The organism is Rhodobacter capsulatus SB 1003 (assembly GCF_000021865.1).
GTDB lineage: Bacteria > Pseudomonadota > Alphaproteobacteria > Rhodobacterales > Rhodobacteraceae > Rhodobacter > Rhodobacter capsulatus_B.
This window is the reverse complement of record NC_014034.1, coordinates 1,657,745-1,677,188: the sequence shown is the minus strand read 5'-3', so window position 1 is coordinate 1,677,188 and position 19,444 is coordinate 1,657,745. Positions and strand designations below refer to the sequence as shown.

The window sequence follows — 19,444 nt, the reverse complement described above, 5'->3', positions numbered from 1 at the left end:
CTTCGGCCGCCCTTTTCTTTTGGCGTTGCAGGGGGTGACCGGGCAAGGCCGGGGCTCTGCCCGCAGGGCTGCCATGGGCAGCCCGTTCGACGGGAAAGCCTTCCACCGGAAGGCTTTTCGATCCCGTCTCACCCCGGGATATTTGTGGCAAGATAAAATAGCGCGATCAGAGCGCCTTGAGACGAGCCAGCACCTTGGCCAGCAGATCTTCCAGCGGCATCGAGCCCGACAGTTCCAGCACCGGCTCGGGGCGGCCCGAAAGCCAGTTGCGGTGCCGCGTCAGCGACCGGCCAGAAAAATAGGGGTCGTCATAGCTTGCCGCCCATTTCAGGAATTGCGCATGCGCCAGTTCCATGTCGCCGCCCGGACGGATGCGGTCGCCGAATTTCTCGCCCTCGCGGCGGCGGATGCGGGCCAGCCGCACCGGCGTCGGCGCGGTCAGGAAGACGATCAGCCCGGCCCCGGCAATGGCCGTGTCGCCCCAGCCGTCGCAGGAGCCCGCCAGCACCCAGCCGCCCTCACGCCCCTGCCCCAGCTGCGCCGCCGAGATCAGCGCCAGCCGCTCGGCCACGGGGCGCTTTTGCGTGAAGGGCTGGGCGGTCGGCGCCCAGTAGAAATCGTCGGTATCCAGAAAGGGCAGATCAAGCTCGGCCGCCAAGGCGCGGCCAAGCGTAGAGGTGCCGGACCCGGCGGCGCCGGTGATATAGACCCGTGCCGCCACCGGCTCAATCGTCCGAATTCGCGTCGGCGCGCGACTTGCCCGCCACATCCATCGCCAGCGTCGCCGCCATGAACGCATCCAGATCGCCGTCCAGCACGCCCTGGGTGTCCGAGGTCTCGTGGCCGGTGCGCAGGTCTTTCACCATCTGATAGGGCTGCAGCACGTAAGAGCGGATCTGGTTGCCCCAGCCCGCCTCGCCCTTGGCCTCGTGCTGGGCGTTGATCGCGGCGTTGCGCTTGTCGAGTTCCATCTGGTAAAGCCGCGCCCGCAGGGCGTTCATCGCGGCCTCGCGGTTCTGGTGCTGCGATTTCATCGAGCTGGTCACCACGATATTCGTCGGCAAGTGGGTGATCCGCACCGCCGAGTCGGTGGTGTTGACGTGCTGCCCGCCCGCGCCCGAGGACCGATAGGTGTCGATGCGGATGTCGCTGGCCGGAATGTCGATCTCGATATTGTCGTCGACGACCGGATAGACCCAGACCGAGCTGAACGACGTATGCCGCCGCGCCGCCGAGTCATAGGGCGAAATCCGCACCTGTCGGTGCACGCCCGATTCCGATTTCAGCCAGCCATAGGCATTCTGCCCGGAAATCTTGTAGGCGACCGAGCGGATCCCCGCCTCATCGCCCGCGGTTTCCGATTGCAGCTCGACCGTATAGCCCTTTTTCTCGGCCCAACGGGTGTACATCCGCGCCAGCATCGAGGCCCAGTCGCAGCTTTCCGTGCCGCCCGCGCCCGCGTTGATCTCAAGGAAAGTATCGTTGCCGTCCGCCTCGCCATCCAGAAGCGCTTCCAGCTCCTTGGCGGCGGCCAGTTCCTTCAGTGCGCGCAGCGATTTTTCCGCCTCGGCGACGATTTCGGGATCGTCCTCCATCTCGCCCAGCTCGATCAGCTCGATGTTGTCGGTCAGATCGCGGTCGATGCGGCGATAGGTTTCCAGCTTGTCCATCAGCATCTGCCGCTCGCGCATCAGCTTTTGCGCGCGGGCCGGATCGGACCACAGATCGCCATGCTCGATCATGGCGTTGAATTCTTCCAGCCGGTGCGGCGCGGTTTCCAGATCCATGCGCTGCGCAAGCAGCCTGAGCGTCTTGCGGACGGCTTCCACGATGTTGAGCATTTCGGCGCGCATGGCACTGTCCTTTCGCGGGGTTGGCCGGGTCATACAATCCCCGCGCGTCCCGGGCAAGGGGGGCGGGTGCGCAGACCCGCCCGCCCGCGCTCAGGCCGGTTCGGCTTCCGCCGTCTCGGGCATCAGCACCTCGCCGTAAAGCTCGCGCAGCCGCGCCTTGACCACCTTGCCCGTCGCGCCCAAGGGCAGGTTGTCGATGAAGAGCACCCGGTCCGGGATCTGCCAGTTCGGCACCTTGCCCTTGTAGCAGGCGAGGATCTCCTCCTCGCTCACCTCCATGCGCAGATGGCGCTGCACGATCACCACCGGGCGTTCGTCCCATTTCGGATGCCGCGCGGCGATGGCGGCGGCATTGGCCACCGCGGGATGGGCAATGGCGATGTTTTCCAGCTCGACCGTGGAAATCCATTCGCCGCCCGACTTGATGATGTCCTTCGACCGATCCCGGATCACCATGTAGCCATCCGGGTCGATCGTCGCGATGTCGCCGGTGTCGAACCAGCCGTCAAAAGTCAGCGCCGAGCGGTCCTTGTTGTAATAGGTGTCGACGATCCAGTGACCGCGGATCTGCAATTCGCCCTGCGTCACGCCATCATGCGGCAGGACGTGACCGGCGCTGTCCACCAGCCGCAGCTGCACGCCATAGGGCGGACGCCCCTGCGCCAGACGGCGTTCGGCCTGCGCCTCGGGCGGCAGGGCGACGTGCTTTTGCAAGAGCTGGTTCACCGTGCCCAAGGGGCTGGTTTCCGTCATCCCCCACAGATGCACCAGATCGACGCCATAGCGGTCGCGGAATTCCGCGATCATCGAGGGCGGCAGCGCGGTCCCCCCCACCATCGCGCGTTTCAGGCAGGACACATCCGCCCCGGTGGCCTCCAGCCCCTGCAAGAGCCCCAGCCAGACCGTGGGCACGCCAAGCGCAAGGCTCACCCGCTCGGCCGCGATCAGCCGCGCCAGGCTTTCGCCGTCCAGCTTCGGGCCGGGCAGCACCAGTTTCGCCCCCACCGCCGCGGCGATATAGGGCACGCCCCAGGCGTTGACATGGAACATCGGCACCGCGGGCATCACGCTGTCGCGCGCCGAGAGCGCCAGCCCGTCAGGCGAATTGCCCGCCAAAGTGTGCAACAGCGTCGAGCGGTGGGTGTAAAGCACGCCCTTCGGATGCCCCGTCGTGCCCGAGGTGTAGCACAGCGACGAGGGCTCGGTTTCCGCGATCTGCGGCCATTGGAAGGCGGCATCGCCCTGCGCGATCAGCTCGTCATAGAACTGCAGCCCGTCAAGCTGCGCCGCCAGCGCCTCGTCGCGCGCGCCCATCATCACCACCATCTTCACGGTGGGCATCTGGTCGATCAGCCCGGCGATGGTGGGAACAAAGCCGCGGTCGATGAACAGCACCCGGTCGCGGGCATCGTTGACGATGTAAACGAGCTGTTCCGCCGCAAGGCGCGGGTTCAGCGTGTGGCAGACCATGCCGCCGCCCGAGACGCCGAAATAGATTTCCAGATGGCGGCGCGTGTTCCAGGCGATGGTGCCGCAGCGGTCGCCCTGCATCACCCCGTGCATCTCCAAGGCCGAGGCCAGACGGCGGGCATTGCCGATCACCGCGCCCCAGCCGGTCCGGGTCACCTCGCCCGTGGTCTCGACCGAGACCACCTCGGTCGCGGCGTGAAACCGCTCGACGTGATCGGCCAAAGACCCGATCACCAGCGGCAGGTGCATCATCGAATTCTGCATCGGTTCCTCCCTCGATACGACCCCGGCGGCGGCCTTCCTCGGGGCTGCGGCCGGGGTCCTCACTCCTCGGGCGTATTCCGACGGCTCGGGCTTCTCGTGTCAAGCGGTCGCACGGGCGAAAGGCCGCAGCGCAGAATTGACGTTACGGCATTTGCTGCAATGCGGCAGGTTCGGGCGGAAAAGGAAACGCATCGCGTTTCCCCGCCCGCAAGTGCACAGGGTCTGGCCTGGACCGTTTCCCCAAGCGCAACAGAGGCCAGCGCCCGTCCCGGCGGGCGAGAAGCGCCCGCCATGGGCGGGGCGGGCGGCTCACCGAGGGCCTTTGGGCCCCCGGCCGTCACGGGGCCGATGTCGCACGGGGCCTCGGCGATGGCCTCGGCCAAACGAAAACGGCGGCCTCGGGGGACCGCCGTCTTGTCTTGTCATCAGGCTCAGTTGCCGGTGATCGGCGCCCCGCCCAGACCCAGCGGCGCCGGGATGCCAAGGCTTGCGCCCCCGGCAGGCGGCGTGACCGGCTGCCCCGCGGGCGCGCCCAGACCCGGCGGCAGACCGCCCAGGCCCCCCGGCGCGGGAACCGCCCCCGGCTGCGCCCCGATCGGCGGCAGGCCGAGCCCGCCCGGCATGCCCAGACCACCGCCCAGACCGCCCCCGATGCCGCCCGGCACGGTGACCGTCACATGCGAGACATCGACCGGCTTGCCCTTGTAATGCATCACCAGCTGCGGGAAGGCGATCACCACCGCGATCATCACGATCTGGATGCAGACGAACGGCACCGCCCCCCAATAGATCTGCGAGGTCTTCACCGGCTCGGTCAGCTTGCCCGTCACCTTGTCGAGGAAGGGCACCTTCGGCGCCACCGAACGCAGGAAGAACAGCGCGAAACCAAAGGGCGGATGCATGAACGAGGTCTGCATGTTCACCCCCAGGATCACCCCGAACCAGATCAGATCGATGCCAAGCGCCTCGGCGGGCGCAACCAGCAGCGGCACGATGATGAAGGCCAGCTCGAAGAAATCGAGGAAGAAGGCGAGGAAGAACACCAGAAGCGAGACGAAGATCAGGAACCCGGTCTCGCCGCCCGGCAGCGACACCAGCAGATGCTCGACCCAGATATGGCCGTTCACCCCGTAGAAGGTCAGCGAGAACACCCGCGCGCCCAAAAGGATGAACATCACGAAGGCCGAAAGCCGGGTGGTGGCCGCCAGCGCCTCGCGCACGACTTCCAGCGAGAGCCGCTTCTTCACCGCCGAGAGGATCAGCGCCCCCACCGCGCCCATCGCACCGCCCTCGGTCGGCGTGGCGATGCCAAGGAAGATCGTGCCCAGAACCAGGAAGATCAGCGCAAGCGGCGGGATCAGCACGATGATGACCTGCTGCGCCAGATGGCTCATCCGGTCCAGGCCGGTGGCCTTGTCGATCAGCGCCATGACATAGACGAAGATCACCGCGATCGAGGCCGCAAGGATCCCCGCGTTCTTCGCCGCGCCGGTGCCCGCCAGCCAGTGCTGCGCCGCCACGAAGATGGCAATGCCGATGCCCATGGCGACAAAGAACGACAGCACGCCCTGGCCCAGCGTGCGCGCCTCTTTCGGCAGCGCGGGCATGGAATTCGGCCGCAGGATCGACATCACCAGCACGTAAAGCATGTAAAGCCCGGTCAGCACCAGACCCGGGATCAGCGCGCCCTTGTACATGTCGCCCACCGACCGGCCCAGCTGGTCGGCCAGAACGATCAGCACGAGGGACGGCGGAATGATCTGCGCCAAGGTGCCCGAGGCGGCGATGACACCGCTCGCGATGCGCCGGTCATAGCCATAGCGCAGCATGATCGGCAGCGAGATCAGCCCCATCGCGATCACCGAGGCCGCAACGACGCCGGTCGTCGCCGCCAGAAGCGCCCCGACAAGGATCACCGCATAGGCCAGCCCGCCGCGGATCGGCCCGAAAAGCTGGCCGATCGTGTCGAGCAGATCCTCGGCCATGCCGGATTTTTCCAGCAAGATCCCCATGAAGGTGAAGAAGGGAATGGCCAGCAATGTCTCGTTCGACAAGACCCCCCAGAACCGTTCCGGCATCGCATTCAGAAGCGGCCAGTCCAGATTGATCGAGCCGCCCGAAAGCGGCGCCAGTTCGACCCCGATGATGAAGAAGACAAGCCCGTTCGCCGCCAGCGAGAAGGCCACCGGATAGCCCAGCAGCAGAAAGACGATGAGCGAGACGAACATGATCGGCGCCATGTTCTGCGCGATGAGTTCCATCAGCATCAGATGCCGTCCTCTTCAACGAAAGCCTCGGCCGCGCCGTGATGGCCGGTGAAGGTGTGCGGATCCGCGATCAGCCCCCGCATCACCCCGATCTTCTTGATGATCTCCGACAGGCCCTGCGCGAAAAGCAGCGCAAAGCCGATCAGCAACAGCGATTTCGCCGGCCAGATGATCAGCCCGCCCGAGTTCGTCGACACCTCTCCCGAACGCACGGACATCATCAGCCAGGGGAACATCAGCCACAGCATCAGCACAAGGAAGGGCATCAGGAAGAAGACATGGCCGAAAAGGTCGATCCAGTGCTGCACCCGGCGCGAGAAGGCGCCATAGACGATGTCGATGCGGATGTGCTCGTTCTGTTTCAGCGTATAGGCGGCGGCCATCAGGAAGGCGGCGCCGAAAAGATACCATTGCGCCTCGAGCCAGGCGTTCGACGAGATGTCGAAGATCTTGCGGATGGCGGCATTGGTCGCCGAGACCAGAACCGCCACCAGAATGAGCCAGGACACCGACTTGCCGATGAATTCGTTGATGCGGTCTATGACCCGTGCGAGGGCAAGCAAAGCGCCCATCGTCTCCTCCCCTTCCCTTATTTCCCTTGCCCCCTGCGGGGGCTGCGGCCTTCCTTGCCGGGTTGCGGGGTGGAAATCAAGAAAAACGGCCCTTTCCGGTCCGATTATCTTACCAATCCCACGGAAATTCGGCGAGGCGATGGTCCGAATGGGCGAAAGGATAAAGATTTGACCAAATGAAGAAAAGCGAAAACGCGCCGCCTCCGGCCTTTGCAACCGGCGCGCGAAACCGCCCCCCGCCCCGACTCGGCACGGGGTTTCTTCTTGGTGCAAATACGCCCTTGCGCCGCCCGAACCGGGGGCAATTTTTCGGAAATGTCGCCCGACTTGCCGGTTTGCGCAACTTTCGGAACGCTTTTTGGCCAGACCGCGACATTATATTCACGGATTTGCCGTTGACGCTGTTGCCGCGGCCCCCTAATGTCCGCCCCGAGTATTGGGAAAGGATCAGCGATGCTCTCGCTTCTTGTCGTAGGGAAGGATGGACGCATGGGCCGGTGACGGTCGACCATGATGGTTCCCATGCGCCCTCGCCAGACCAGCGGGGGCTTTTTGTTGAGAAACGGGCGGGGTGGGATGCCCCCGGAAAGGACGGAAAAGATGTCGCGGCAGATGACCGGCGCGGAAATGGTGGTGCAGGCGCTGAAGGATCAGGGGGTCGACACGATCTTCGGATATCCGGGCGGCGCCGTCCTTCCGATCTATGACGCGATCTTTCAGCAAAACGACATCCGCCACATCCTGGTGCGGCACGAACAGGCCGCGGTGCACATGGCCGAGGGCTATGCCCGCTCGACCGGCAAGCCGGGCGTGGTGCTGGTGACCTCGGGCCCCGGCGCGACGAACGCCGTGACCGGGCTGACCGATGCGCTGATGGACAGCATTCCGCTCGTGGTCTTCTCGGGTCAGGTGCCCACTTTCATGATCGGCACCGACGGCTTTCAGGAGGCCGACACGATCGGCATCACCCGGCCCTGCACCAAGCACAACTGGCTGGTGAAGGACCCGGCGAAACTGTCGGAAACCATCCATCAGGCCTTCCATGTCGCCACCTCGGGGCGGCCCGGCCCGGTGCTGATCGACCTGCCGAAAGACGTGCAATTCGCCACCGGCCAGTATACGGGGCCGAAAACGGCGCGGGTGGACAATTACCAGCCGCGGCTCAAGGGCGATCTGGAGGCGATCACCAAGCTGGTGGAGCTGATCGAAAAGGCGGAACGGCCGATCTTTTACACCGGCGGCGGGGTGATCAACTCGGGTCCCGGGGCGTCGCAACTGCTGCGCGAGCTGGTCGATGCGACGGGCTTCCCCATCACCTCGACGCTGATGGGCTTGGGCGCCTATCCGGCCTCGGGCAAATCGTGGCTGGGCATGCTGGGCATGCACGGGCTTTACGAGGCCAATCTGGCGATGCATGGATGCGATCTGATGATCAACCTCGGCGCGCGGTTCGATGACCGCATCACCGGGCGCGTCGCCGATTTCAGCCCCCATTCGACCAAGGCGCATGTCGATATCGACGCCTCCTCGATCAACAAGATCGTCACCGTCGATCTGCCGATCGTGGGCGATATCGGCCATGTGCTCGAAGACCTGCTCAAGGTCTGGAAGGCGCGCGGGCGCAAGGTGAACAAGGAAGGCCTTGCGAAATGGTGGGGCAAGATCGAGGAGTGGAAGAAGATCCGCTGCCTCGCCTACACCGGCTCGGACAGCATCACCAAACCGCAATATGCGCTGGAGCGGCTGAAGGCCCTGACCAAGGGGCGCAGCCGCTACATCACCACCGAAGTCGGCCAGCATCAGATGTGGGCGGCGCAATATCTGGGCTTCGAGGCGCCGAACCGCTGGATGACCAGCGGAGGGCTGGGCACGATGGGCTATGGTTTCCCGGCCTCGATCGGGGTGCAGATCGCGCATCCCGATGCGCTGGTGATCAACATCGCCGGTGAGGCGTCCTGGCTGATGAACATGCAGGAAATGGGCACGGCGACGCAGTTCCGCACCCCGGTCAAGCAGTTCATCCTGAACAGCGAGCGGCTGGGCATGGTGCGGCAGTGGCAGGACCTGCTGCATGGCGGGCGTTATTCGCAAAGCTGGTCGGAAAGCCTGCCCGATTTCGTGAAACTGGCGGAAAGCTTCGGCTGGAAGGGCATCCTGTGCCGCGATCCGAAGGAGCTCGACGATGCGATCATGGAAATGATCAATCACGACGGCCCGGTTCTGTTCGACTGTCTGGTCGAGAAGCACGAGAACTGCTTCCCGATGATCCCGTCCGGCAAGCCGCATAACGAAATGCTGCTCTCGGCCGATGCCGAGGCCTTCCGCGGCGGCGCCGCGCTGGTGTGAGAGCGGCCGGGGGGCCCCTTGCCCCCCGGACCCCCCGGGATATTTCCGGCAAGATAAATCAGTATCGGAAGGGAGAGGGCAATGGCCGCTCTGAACATCAAGAAAGGCTCGTCGAGCCACTCCGCCTATGATCTGCGCGACTTCCATTCGGATGTCGAACGCAGCCACACCTTGGCCGTCATCGTCGAGAACGAACCGGGGGTTCTAGCCCGCGTGATCGGGCTATTTTCCGGGCGCGGCTACAACATCGACAGCCTGACCGTGGCGGAAATCGACCACAAGGGGCACCGGAGCCGCATCACCATCGTCACCCGCGGCACGGAAGCCGTGATCGAGCAGATCCGCGCGCAACTGGGCCGCATCGTGCCGGTGCACGAAGTCCACGACCTGACCACCGAAGCGAAGGCGGTCGAGCGCGAACTGGCGCTGTTCAAGGTCACGGCAACTGGCGAAAAGCGGGTGGAATCCTTGCGTCTGGCCGATATCTTCCGCGCCTCGGTGGTGGACAGCACGCTCGAAAGCTTCATCTTCGAGATCACCGGCACCTCGGAAAAGATCGACGCCTTTGCCGAGCTGATGCGGCCGCTCGGCCTGGTCGATGTGGCGCGCACGGGCGTGGCCGCGCTGGCCCGCGGCGTCTGAGCTTCGCAACGACACCCTGACCGAGGCCATTGCCGAGGTCACGCGACACCTGTCCCCATGACCGCCGAGTGCTTCAGGCACTCGGCCAGCGCCCGCCCCGGCGGGCGCCGGTCTCTGTCGCGCTTGGGGATGCGGTCTTGGCATGAGCCGTTCCGGCGCGGGCGGGGAAAGGCGATGCCTTTCCGGATCCGCCCGAAACCGGCTCGGGTCAAACCAGGCTCAATGCCCGACGCCGTTCCGGATCCGGCGCAGCGCCAGCCAGACCACCGCGACGACGAGCGGCGTCAGCCCCGCCACCGCCATTTCCTTGCTGATGCCGATTTCCTTGGCGATCGGATAGACCGCATAGGCCGCGAGGCTGACCGCGTAATAGCTGATCGCCACCACCGAGAGCCCCTCGACCGTGCGTTGCAGCCGCAGCTGCAGATCCGAGCGCCGGTCCATGCTTTCCAGAAGCTTCTGGTTCTGCGCCTGCCGCGCCACATCGACGCGCGTGCGCAGCAATTCGCCCGCCCGCGCCGCGCGTTCGACCATCGCATTCAGCCGCACCTCGGCCGATTTCACCGTCCGCATCGCCGGATCATAGCGGCGGTTCATGAATTCCGAAAACTTCTGACGCCCGTGAAACCGGCTTTCGCGCAGCACCTCGACGCGCTCGTTCACGATCGCCTCATAGGCCGCTGTGGCCGAGAAGCGGAAGGTGTTCGTCACCGCAAGGCTTTCCAGTTCCGTCGAAACTTCGAGCAGCCGGTGCAGCGTGTCCTCGGCCGGATGGGCGTCGTCATTCATCAGCGCGACCAGATTGGTCAGCTCGGGGTCAAGCGCATTCAGCGTCTGCGTCAGCGCCCGCGCCCGCCCCAGACCCAGCATCGACATCGCGCGATAGGTTTCCAGCTCGCAGATCCGCTGCACGATCCGGCCAATGCGCCCCTGCCCCGTGCCGGGCTTGGCAAAGACCGCAAAGCGCATCTGCCCCGCCGAGTCGATGCGGAAATCGGTGGCGATCACCGCGGTTTCCTCCAGCACCCAGGTGCAGACCAGGCTTTCGGGCACGAACCAGCTGTCGATCAGCGGCAGGATCGCCTCGGTCTCCTCGGGCAGGTCCTCGATGCGGATCGAGACCGCCGCCAGCCGCCGCCCCGGCGCCGATTGGATCCAGTCGGAGGGGAAGACCTCGGCCTCGGCCGGATCGAAAGGCCGCGCCGAGACCCCGGGCGCATAGGCCAGAAAGGTGGTGAATTCGGTGTGGCTGTCCCATTTCAGCGTGTGCCGCCCGATCTCGCCGGAATAATGCGTGACATCGCCGGGCGGGATCGCGGCGCCGTAGCGGGTCAGAAGATCGCACAGATGCGCGTGATCCCTGGCGCGGTCGCGGTTGGCGGCGTCGAAGGGTTCCTTGATCGCAAGATAGACGACATGGGCAGGCGCCCCGACCGAGGGAAAGGGCCGGGCGTGAAGCTCGTTCACCAGCGCATAGCGCAGGGGATGGTCGTCGATGGGCGTCATGGCAAAGCCTTTGGCTGGTTTCTTGGTGCTCTTGCGTCGAGATAATCCTGCAAGGCGATGACGCAAGAACGGAAGAGGCGGAATTCACGCGCGCTTGCGGCATACCGGCGCATACGGGCATTGCTGCAACAGCGAAATGCACAGGGCCCCGGCAAAGCCGAGGCCCCTGCCCGCGATCGGTTGCGGATCACTCGGCCATCAGCCGCGACACCACCACCGTCACTTCGGGTTTCTTGCCGATCTCTTCCATGGCGACCTGCCGGGCGATGCGGCGCAGCGCCTCGTCCAGCTTGTCGTCATCGCGGACGATTTTCTCGGGCGCGGATTCGAGGAAGGCCGAAAGCTCGTCCTCGATGATCTTCATCATGTCGCCGCCCGACTTGCCGCGTTCGGGCAGGCCCATCAGCTCGACCCAGGCATCGCCGAGGGGCACGTCATCCTCGTCGATGATCACGGTGATCAGCACATGGCCGTTCAGCGCCATGCGGATGCGTTCGCGCACGACCCCGTCCAGCGCCCCGATCAGCACCGTCCCATCCAGATAAAGCCGCCCGGTCTCGATATATTCCACCACTTTCGGCGCCGGGCCGGTCAGATCCAGCATCGTGCCGTTCGTCGCGATCTCGGTGGCGATGCCCTTCGATTGCGCGATCTTGGCATGTTCGCGCAGGTGGCGATGCTCGCCATGCATCGGAATCAGGATCTGCGGCCGAAGCAGGTCATGCACCGCATCCAGATCGGGGCGGTTGGCATGGCCCGAGACGTGGTAAAGCCCGCCCCGGTCATCGACCACATCGACGCCCATTTCGGAAAAGGCGTTCATGATCTTGATCACGCCGCGCTCGTTGCCCGGGATCACCTTCGAGGAAAAAAGGAACGTGTCCCCCTCCTTCATCGAGAGCCCCAGATATTTGCCGCGGCTGAGCTGCGCCGTGGCCGCACGCCGTTCCCCCTGCGAGCCGGTGACAATCAGCATCAGGTTCTGGCGCGGCACATCGACCGCTTCCTCGGGCTGGATCGTGCCGGGGAAGCCCTTGAGAACATTGGCCTCCTCGGCGACCTGCACCATCTTGCGCATGGCCCGGCCCAAAAGACAGACGGACCGACCGGCGGCCCGACCGGCCTCGGCCAGGGTCTTCAGCCGCGCCACGTTCGAGGCGAAAGTGGTCGTCACCACCATCCCCTTTTGCGCGGCAATGAAATCCCGCAAGGGCGCCACCAGCGTCGATTCAGACCGCCCCGGGTTGTGGGTGAAGACGTTCGTCGAATCGCAGCACAGCACCTTGATGCCCGCGCCCTCGTTCGCGATCTCGTGCCATTCGAGCGGGTCGAAGGGCTCGCCCACCACCGGATTGCCATCGAGCTTGAAATCGCCCGTATGCACGACGCGGCCCGCGGGCGTGTCGATGATCAGCGCCGAGCTTTCCGGGATCGAATGGCTGACGGGGACGAATTGCACCCGGAACGGGCCGACATCGATCGCCTTCGGGCGCGGTTCGACGACGCGGATCATGTCCGAGGCAAGGCCCGCCTCTTCCATCTTGATCGCGACCAGCGCGGCGGTGAAGCGGCGCGCAAAGACCGGCGCGCGCAGCTTCGGCCACAGATGCGGCATGGCGCCGATGTGATCTTCATGGCCATGGGTCAGGAAGATCGCATCGATGCGGTTGACGTTCGCCTCCAGCCAGGCCGTGTCGGCCATGATCAGATCGACCCCGGGCGAGCCGTCCATGTCCGGGAAGGTGACGCCCAGATCGACGACGATCAGCCGTTCCTTGCCCTCGGGACCGTAGCCATAGACATAGGCATTCATCCCGACTTCGCCGGCACCGCCCAAAGGAAGGTAGATCAGTCGCTCGCTCACGCCCCAAGTCCCTTGTTGTAATCGAAGATCAGACGCAGACCATGCATGGTCAGGTCATCCTCGACCTTGTCGAACAGATCGAAACCCAGATCGAAGAGCGAGGCAAGACCCCCGGTGGCAATCACCTTCATCGGACGGTCACGTTCCATCCGGATCTGCCGCACGATGCCTTCGACAAGGCCGATATAGCCCCAATACACCCCGGATTGGATGCAGGCCACCGTATTCGTGCCGATCACCCCTTGCGGTTTCGTGACGTCGACATGCGGCAGCGCGGCCGCCGCCATATGCAGCGCCTCAAGGCTCAGGTTCACCCCGGGCGCGATCACCCCGCCGATATAGGCGCCATCGGGGGCCACCACGTCAAAGGTGGTGGCGGTGCCGAAATCGACGACGATCAGATCGCCGCCATGACGGTCATAGCCCGCCACCGTATTGACCAGCCGGTCCGGCCCGACCGTGGTGCCCGGATCGACGCGCGGCGCCACCGGCAGCTCGCAGCCCGGTTTGCCGACGACATAGGGGCGGCAGTCGAAATAGCGGTTGCACAGAACGCGCAGGTTGAACACCACCCGCGGCGCGGTCGAGGAGATGATCGCCTCGGAGATCCGGCCCTGCAGGCCCTTCAGTTGCATCAGCGTGTTCAGCCAGACGAAATATTCGTCGGCGGTGCGGCGATGATCGGTGGCGATGCGCCAGGTGGCGGCGAAATCCGTCCCGTCCCAGACCGAAAACACGGTGTTGGTGTTGCCGCAGTCGATGCACAAAAGCATGGGGCGCCCCTAAAAGAAGATATCCGCCGCCGAGATCGCCCGCCGTTCCGAGCCGGTCGCAAGGATCAGCGCACCGGTGTCGTCGATCGTCTCGAAGGTGCCCGTCAAGGTTTCCGTGCCGGTGCGGGCGGTGATCCTTTGCCCGATCCTGGCGGCGCGGGCAAGCCATGCCGCGCGAATGGGGGCAAAACCGTAACGCTCGAAGGTTGCGGCATAATGCGCGAAACCGCGCGCCAAGGGCGCCAGGAAGTCGAGCGGATCGATCACCAGCCCGGTTTCGCCCAAAAGCGACACCGGGGCGACGGCGCCCGGTTCAAGGGCGGCCGCGGGCGGGGCCTTTGCCAGATTGACGCCGATGCCGACGGCAAGATGGCTGATCTGCCCGCCGGTGCCGACGCTTTCCAGCAAGATCCCGGCGATCTTGCCGCCGTTCAGCAGCACGTCATTGGGCCATTTGATCGCGGTGACGGGCCCGGGGCCCATGACCTCGGTCAGCGCCGCCTCGAGCGCAAGCGCCGCGACAAAGGAATAAAGCGCCGCGGTGGCGGGGGTGACGGCGGGGCGAAAGACCAGCGTGGCGGCGAAATTGCCCGACGGCATCAGCCAGTCGCGGCCCCGCCTGCCCCGGCCCGCGGTCTGGCGATGCGCAAAAACCCAAGCAGGCCCCGCAAGATGCGGGGCCAGCCGGGCCGCTTCGGCCATGGTCGTATCGGTTTGCCCAAGGACATGGCGGGCCACGCCCTCGGGCCAATCTTGATCAGTTGACAAGGGAGGCCGCCGCCGCCTGCGCCGCGCCCTCGACGCCCGCCATGTTGATCGCGCCACCCAGCATCGCCACCGCCGCAAGGACGAGGAAGGCGAATTGCAGCGCGGGCATCCGGCCGTCGAGCGGCGCGGATTTCTCGCCGAAATACATGAAATAGACGATGCGCAGGTAGTAGAAGGCGCCGATCACCGAGGCCACGACCGCCGCCACCGGCACCCAGACGAAGCCCGCCCCGATCGCCGCCTTGATCACCGCGAATTTGGCAAAGAAGCCCAGCATCGGCGGCACGCCCGCCAGGCTGAAGAGCAGCACCAGAAGCGCAAAGGCCTTCACCGGGTCGGTCTTCGACAGCATGTTCAGCGCGGCGATTTCGGTGACGGGCTTGCCGTCACGCTCCATCGACAGGATGAAAGCGAAGGTGCCGACGTTCATCACGATATAGATCGTCATGTAGAGCAGCATCGATTCCACGCCCGCCGCCGTGCCCGCCGCCAGACCCAGCAGGCCAAAGCCCATGTGCGAGATCGAGGAATAGGCCATCAGCCGCTTGATGTCGCGCTGCCCGATCCCGGCGATGGCGCCCAGATACATCGAGGCCAGCGCCAGCGCGGCCAGGATCTGCCCCCATTCGCCCGGCACCTGGCCGAAGGCGTCATGAACGACCCGCGCGATCAGCGCCATCGCCGCCAGTTTCGGCGCGGTGGCAAAGAAGGCGGTGACCGGCGTCGGCGAGCCTTCGTAGACATCGGGCGTCCACATGTGGAAGGGCACGGCCGAGACCTTGAAGGCCAGACCCGCCAGCAGGAACACCAGACCGAACAGCAGACCGATCGGCAGGTGGCCCTGCTCGACCACGGTGATGATGCCCGAGAAGGTCGTGGTGCCCGCAAAGCCGTAGACGAGCGAGGCGCCGTAAAGCAGCAGCCCCGAGGAGAGCGAGCCAAGGACGAAGTATTTCAGACCGGCTTCCGACGACACCGCCGAGTCGCGCCGCAGCGCCGCCACCACGTAAAGCGCCAGCGATTGCAGCTCGAGCCCGATGTAAAGCGACATCAGATCGCCCGCCGAGACCATCATCATCATGCCGACCACGGCCAGCACGATCAGGATCGGATATTCGAACCGCAACAACCCGCGTCGGCCCATGTAATCCGAACTCATCGCCAGAACGGCGGCGGCGGAGACAAGGATCACCACCTTGGAGAAGCGCGCGAAGCCGTCGGCGATGAAAAGCCCGCCAAAGGCCGTGTCATTGCCGGTGCCGAGCCCGATGATCAGCGCCAGCGCCAGCATGGTGACGGCCGAGGCCCAGAGGATGGGTTTCGCCACCCTGTCCTTGCCGGTCCAGACGCCGAAGAGCAGCACCCCCATCGCATAGATGGCCAGCAGCACTTCGGGCAGGACGAGAGAGAATTCCGCTTTTGTCATGGGTCTTTCTCCTCAGTTGCCCGCAGTCGCTTGCGCGAGAGTGCCGAGGTCGGCGTGGTAATTCTGGACAAGATGGGCCACCGAAGGCCCGATCAGATCGGTCACAAGGCTGGGATAGACGCCCAGAAGCAGCGTCATCGCGACCAGCGGCGCGAAGATCGCCTTTTCGCGGGTCGTCATGTCGGAAATCGTCTTCAGGCTTTCCTTGACCAGCTCGCCAAAGACCACGCGGCGGTAAAGCCAGAGCGCATAGGCAGCCGAGAGGATCACGCCCGAGGTGGCAAACAGCGCCACCCAGGTGTTGACCTGGAAGATGCCAAGCAGCGTCAGGAATTCACCGACGAATCCGCTGGTGCCCGGCAGGCCCACGTTCGCCATGGTGAAGAACATGAAGATCAGCGCGTAAGCGGGCATCCGGTTCACCAGACCGCCATAGGCGGCGATCTCGCGGGTGTGCATGCGGTCATAGATCACGCCGACGCAAAGGAACAGCGCCCCCGAGATGAAGCCGTGGCTGAGCATCTGGAAGATCGCCCCGTCAACGCCCTGCTGGTTCGCCGCGAAAATCCCCATCGTCACATAGCCCATGTGGGCGACCGAGGAATAGGCGATCAGCTTCTTCATGTCCTCCTGCGCCAGCGCCACAAGCGAGGTGTAGACGATGGCCACGGCGGACAGGATGAAGACGAAGGTGGTCATCGTCTCTGCCCCCACCGGGAACATCGGCAGCGAGAAGCGCAGGAAGCCGTAGCCGCCCATCTTCAGAAGCACCGCCGCCAGCACGACCGAGCCCGCGGTGGGCGCCTGCACGTGGGCATCGGGCAACCAGGTGTGCACCGGCCACATCGGCATCTTCACCGCAAACGAGGCGAAGAAGGCCAGGAACAGCAGCGTCTGCACCCCGCCCGTCAGCGTCCACCAGCCAAGGAACGGCAGATCCGCATGCGGGAAGTCGAAGCTCATCAGCGTCACGATGTCGGTGGTGCCCGCCATCATATACATCGCCACCATCGCCACCAGCATCAGCACCGAGCCGAGGAAGGTGTAAAGGAAGAACTTGAAAGCCGCGTAGATGCGTTCCTTGCCGCCCCAGATCCCGATGATCAGGAACATCGGAATGAGCCCCGCCTCGAAGAAGAGGTAGAAGAGCACCAGATCGAGCGCCACGAAGACGCCGATCATCAGCGCTTCCAGGACAAGGAAAGCGATCATGTATTCCTTGACCCGCGTTTCCACATGCCAGGCGCTGGCGATGGTGAGCGGCATCAGGAAGGTGGTCAGCATCACGAAAAGGATCGAGATGCCGTCCACGCCCAGCTTGTAATGCAGGCCCATGATCCAGGCCCGGTCCTCGACGAATTGCATGCCGGGATTGGCCGGATCGAAGCCCGCCAGCAGCAGAAGCGACACAAGGAAGGTCACCACGGTCGCGGTCAGCGCCACCCATTTCGCATTGCGATCGGCCGCCGGGCCTGACCCGCGGCTGACCACGGCAAGCACCGCCGCCGCGGCCAGCGGCAGGAAGGTGATGATGGAGAGGAGGTTTTGCATCAGTTCATTCCCCCGGTCCGCACGACCCAGAACATCAGAGCAACGATGCCCAGCACCATCGCAAACGCATAGTGGAAGAGATAGCCCGACTGGATCCGCCCCGCGACGCGGGTGAAGAACGGGATCCAGCCAAGCGCGAGCCCGTTGATCGCCCCGTCGATGACGGCGCCATCGCCGCCCTTCCACAGTTTGCGACCAAGCGATTTCGCCGGGTTCACGAAGAGCAGGTCGAACAGCTCGTCGAAATACCATTTGTTGAGCAGGAAGCGGTAAAGCCCCGGCAGCGCCCGCGCCGTCCGGCCCGGCAGCGGCTTGTCGCCGATGTAGTAGAGCCAGGCGAAGAAGAAGCCGGTGACCATCGCGCCGAAGGGCGAGAGTTTCACCCAATCGGGCACGCCATGGGCATCGTGGATCACATGGTTCGTCTCGGCCATGAAGATCGCGCCCTGCGGGGCCTTCGCGACGGCATGTTCCGCGGCCGGTTCGGCCATCGCCATCGTGCCCGCCATGGCGGCTTCATGCGCCGCCTCGGCCGTCATCGCGGCTTCGGGGACATGGCCCTCGGTCGCGTGTTCGGTGCCATGCGCTTCGCCATGCGCCGCGGCGGGCAGGTTGAAGAAGCTGGCCACCTTGTCGCCGAAGAAGCTGTGATACCAGACCATCCCGGCCAGCACGGAGCCCACGGCAAGAAGCGCGAGCGGCGCCAGCATCACGGCCGGGCTTTCATGGGCGTGGTCATGCTTGTGATGATCGCCCCGCGCCTCGCCGTAGAAGGTGAGGAAGATCAGCCGCCAGGAATAGAACGAGGTCATTCCCGCCGCCGCCACCAGCACGTAGAAGGCAAAACCGTTGCCGCTGGCAAAGGCGCTTTCGATGATCGCGTCTTTCGAGAGATAGCCCGCAAAGCCCACCGGCACGCCGCCGATCGAGAAGAACGGAATGCCGACGCCGGTGATGGCCAGCGTGCCGATCATCATGATCGCGAAGGTGAAGGGGATCTTCTTGCGCAGGCCACCGTAGTTGCGCATGTCCTGTTCGTGGTGCATCGCATGGATCACCGAACCGGCACCCAGGAACAGCATCGCCTTGAAGAAGGCATGCGTCAGCAGGTGGAACATCGCGACCGAATAGACGCCCGAGCCCGCGGCCACGAACATGTAGCCCAGCTGCGAACAGGTCGAATAGGCGATCACGCGCTTGATGTCGTTCTGCACCAGACCGACGGTCGCGGCGAAAAACGCGGTGACGGCGCCGACATAGACGACCATCATCTTGGCTTCCGGCGCATATTCAAAGAGCGGCGACATCCGGCAGACAAGGAAGACGCCCGCGGTCACCATCGTCGCGGCGTGAATGAGCGCGGACACCGGCGTCGGGCCTTCCATCGCGTCGGGCAGCCAGGTGTGCAGGAAAAGCTGCGCCGATTTCCCCATCGCGCCGATGAACAGAAGCACGGCGAGAAGGTTCGCGGCGTTGAACTCCCACGCGAGGAAATGCAGCTCGGTCTTCGCCAGCTCCGGCGCCGAAGCAAAGATCACATCCATGTCGATGCTGTCGGTCAGGAAGAAAAGCCCCATGATGCCAAGCGCGAAACCGAAATCACCCACGCGGTTGACGACAAAGGCCTTGATCGCCGCGGCATTGGCCGAGGGTTTCTTGTAGTAAAAGCCGATCAGCAGATAGGAAGCGACCCCCACCCCTTCCCAGCCGAAGAACATCTGCACCAGGTTGTCAGACGTCACCAGCATCAGCATGGCAAAGGTGAAGAACGACAGATAGGCGAAGAACCGCGCCTTGTAGGCCTCGTGATGGGTCCAGTTCTCGTCATGGGCCATGTAGCCCCAGGAATAGAGATGCACCAGCGCCGAGACCGTGGTGACGACGATCAGCATGATCGCGGTCAGCCGGTCAAGCCGGATCCCCCAGGAGGTATCGAGCGCCCCCGAACGGATCCAGTCCAGCAGATGGATGTGCTGCGTCTCGGCCGGAAGCGTCAGGAAGACGACCCAGGACAGGATGCAGGACAGGAACAGAAGGCCGGTGGTGACGACAAGCGCCCCCTTTTCCGTGATCAGCCGCCAGCCGAAGCCGCCGATCAGCGCGCCAAGAAGCGGCGCAAGCAGGATGATCGTGGTCATGGCC

At 64.7% G+C, this 19,444-nt stretch carries 14 protein-coding genes; 2 read left to right on the top strand and 12 right to left on the bottom strand.

Annotated elements, in window-relative coordinates; all coding sequences use genetic code 11:
- Positions 1–166: 166 nt before the first annotated feature.
- From RCAP_RS07670 to RCAP_RS07650, 5 genes are all read right to left on the bottom strand, one after another.
- Positions 167–721, bottom strand: coding sequence for an AAA family ATPase (locus RCAP_RS07670; RefSeq protein WP_013067272.1), 555 nt, complete (start codon positions 719–721; stop codon positions 167–169).
- A gap of 4 nt (positions 722–725) precedes the next feature.
- Positions 726–1,853, bottom strand: coding sequence for a peptide chain release factor 2 (prfB, locus tag RCAP_RS07665; protein WP_013067271.1), 1,128 nt, complete (start codon positions 1,851–1,853; stop codon positions 726–728).
- A 90-nt stretch (positions 1,854–1,943) separates the two neighbouring features.
- Positions 1,944–3,587 carry a long-chain fatty acid--CoA ligase gene (locus RCAP_RS07660; protein WP_013067270.1) on the bottom strand — a complete coding sequence of 548 codons (1,644 nt, stop codon included), beginning with the start codon at positions 3,585–3,587 and terminating at the stop codon, positions 1,944–1,946.
- A 431-nt stretch (positions 3,588–4,018) separates the two neighbouring features.
- Entirely contained in the window at positions 4,019–5,851 is a 1,833-nt protein-coding gene (locus tag RCAP_RS07655) for a TRAP transporter large permease (RefSeq protein ID WP_050759969.1), read from the bottom strand.
- Between the two features lie 2 nt (positions 5,852–5,853).
- Entirely contained in the window at positions 5,854–6,426 is a 573-nt protein-coding gene (locus tag RCAP_RS07650) for a TRAP transporter small permease subunit (protein ID WP_013067268.1), read from the bottom strand.
- Between the two features lie 600 nt (positions 6,427–7,026).
- On the opposite strand from RCAP_RS07650, the gene RCAP_RS07645 reads away from it, so the two are divergent.
- Both RCAP_RS07645 and ilvN read left to right on the top strand, forming a co-directional pair.
- Positions 7,027–8,772 carry an acetolactate synthase 3 large subunit gene (locus RCAP_RS07645; protein WP_013067267.1) on the top strand — a complete coding sequence of 582 codons (1,746 nt, stop codon included), beginning with the start codon at positions 7,027–7,029 and terminating at the stop codon, positions 8,770–8,772.
- Between the two features lie 81 nt (positions 8,773–8,853).
- A complete protein-coding gene (gene ilvN, locus RCAP_RS07640; protein WP_013067266.1) occupies positions 8,854–9,414 on the top strand; it encodes an acetolactate synthase small subunit in 561 nt (186 codons plus the stop codon).
- A gap of 219 nt (positions 9,415–9,633) precedes the next feature.
- On the opposite strand, the gene RCAP_RS07635 is transcribed toward ilvN, so the two are convergent.
- The 7 genes from RCAP_RS07635 to nuoL all read right to left on the bottom strand — a co-directional run bounded on the left by RCAP_RS07635 (position 9,634) and on the right by nuoL (position 19,440).
- Entirely contained in the window at positions 9,634–10,920 is a 1,287-nt protein-coding gene (locus RCAP_RS07635; RefSeq protein ID WP_013067265.1) for a DUF3422 family protein, read from the bottom strand.
- 187 nt (positions 10,921–11,107) lie between these two features.
- Entirely contained in the window at positions 11,108–12,733 is a 1,626-nt protein-coding gene (locus RCAP_RS07630) for a ribonuclease J (protein WP_115503943.1), read from the bottom strand.
- Positions 12,734–12,780: 47 nt separating this feature from the next.
- Entirely contained in the window at positions 12,781–13,557 is a 777-nt protein-coding gene (locus RCAP_RS07625) for a type III pantothenate kinase (protein WP_013067263.1), read from the bottom strand.
- Between the two features lie 9 nt (positions 13,558–13,566).
- Positions 13,567–14,325 carry a biotin--[acetyl-CoA-carboxylase] ligase gene (locus RCAP_RS07620; protein ID WP_031321144.1) on the bottom strand — a complete coding sequence of 253 codons (759 nt, stop codon included), beginning with the start codon at positions 14,323–14,325 and terminating at the stop codon, positions 13,567–13,569.
- Positions 14,315–15,751 (bottom strand): NADH-quinone oxidoreductase subunit NuoN, encoded by a 1,437-nt coding sequence (nuoN, locus tag RCAP_RS07615; RefSeq protein ID WP_013067261.1) that lies wholly within the window; start codon positions 15,749–15,751, stop codon positions 14,315–14,317. Before nuoN ends, RCAP_RS07620 begins: the two co-directional genes overlap by 11 nt.
- Positions 15,752–15,763: 12 nt before the next feature.
- Entirely contained in the window at positions 15,764–17,302 is a 1,539-nt protein-coding gene (locus tag RCAP_RS07610; RefSeq protein WP_013067260.1) for an NADH-quinone oxidoreductase subunit M, read from the bottom strand.
- Complete coding sequence (gene nuoL, locus RCAP_RS07605) at positions 17,302–19,440, bottom strand: NADH-quinone oxidoreductase subunit L (protein ID WP_013067259.1); 2,139 nt, start codon at positions 19,438–19,440, stop codon at positions 17,302–17,304. Before nuoL ends, RCAP_RS07610 begins: the two co-directional genes overlap by 1 nt.
- Between the last annotated feature and the right edge of the window lie 4 nt (positions 19,441–19,444).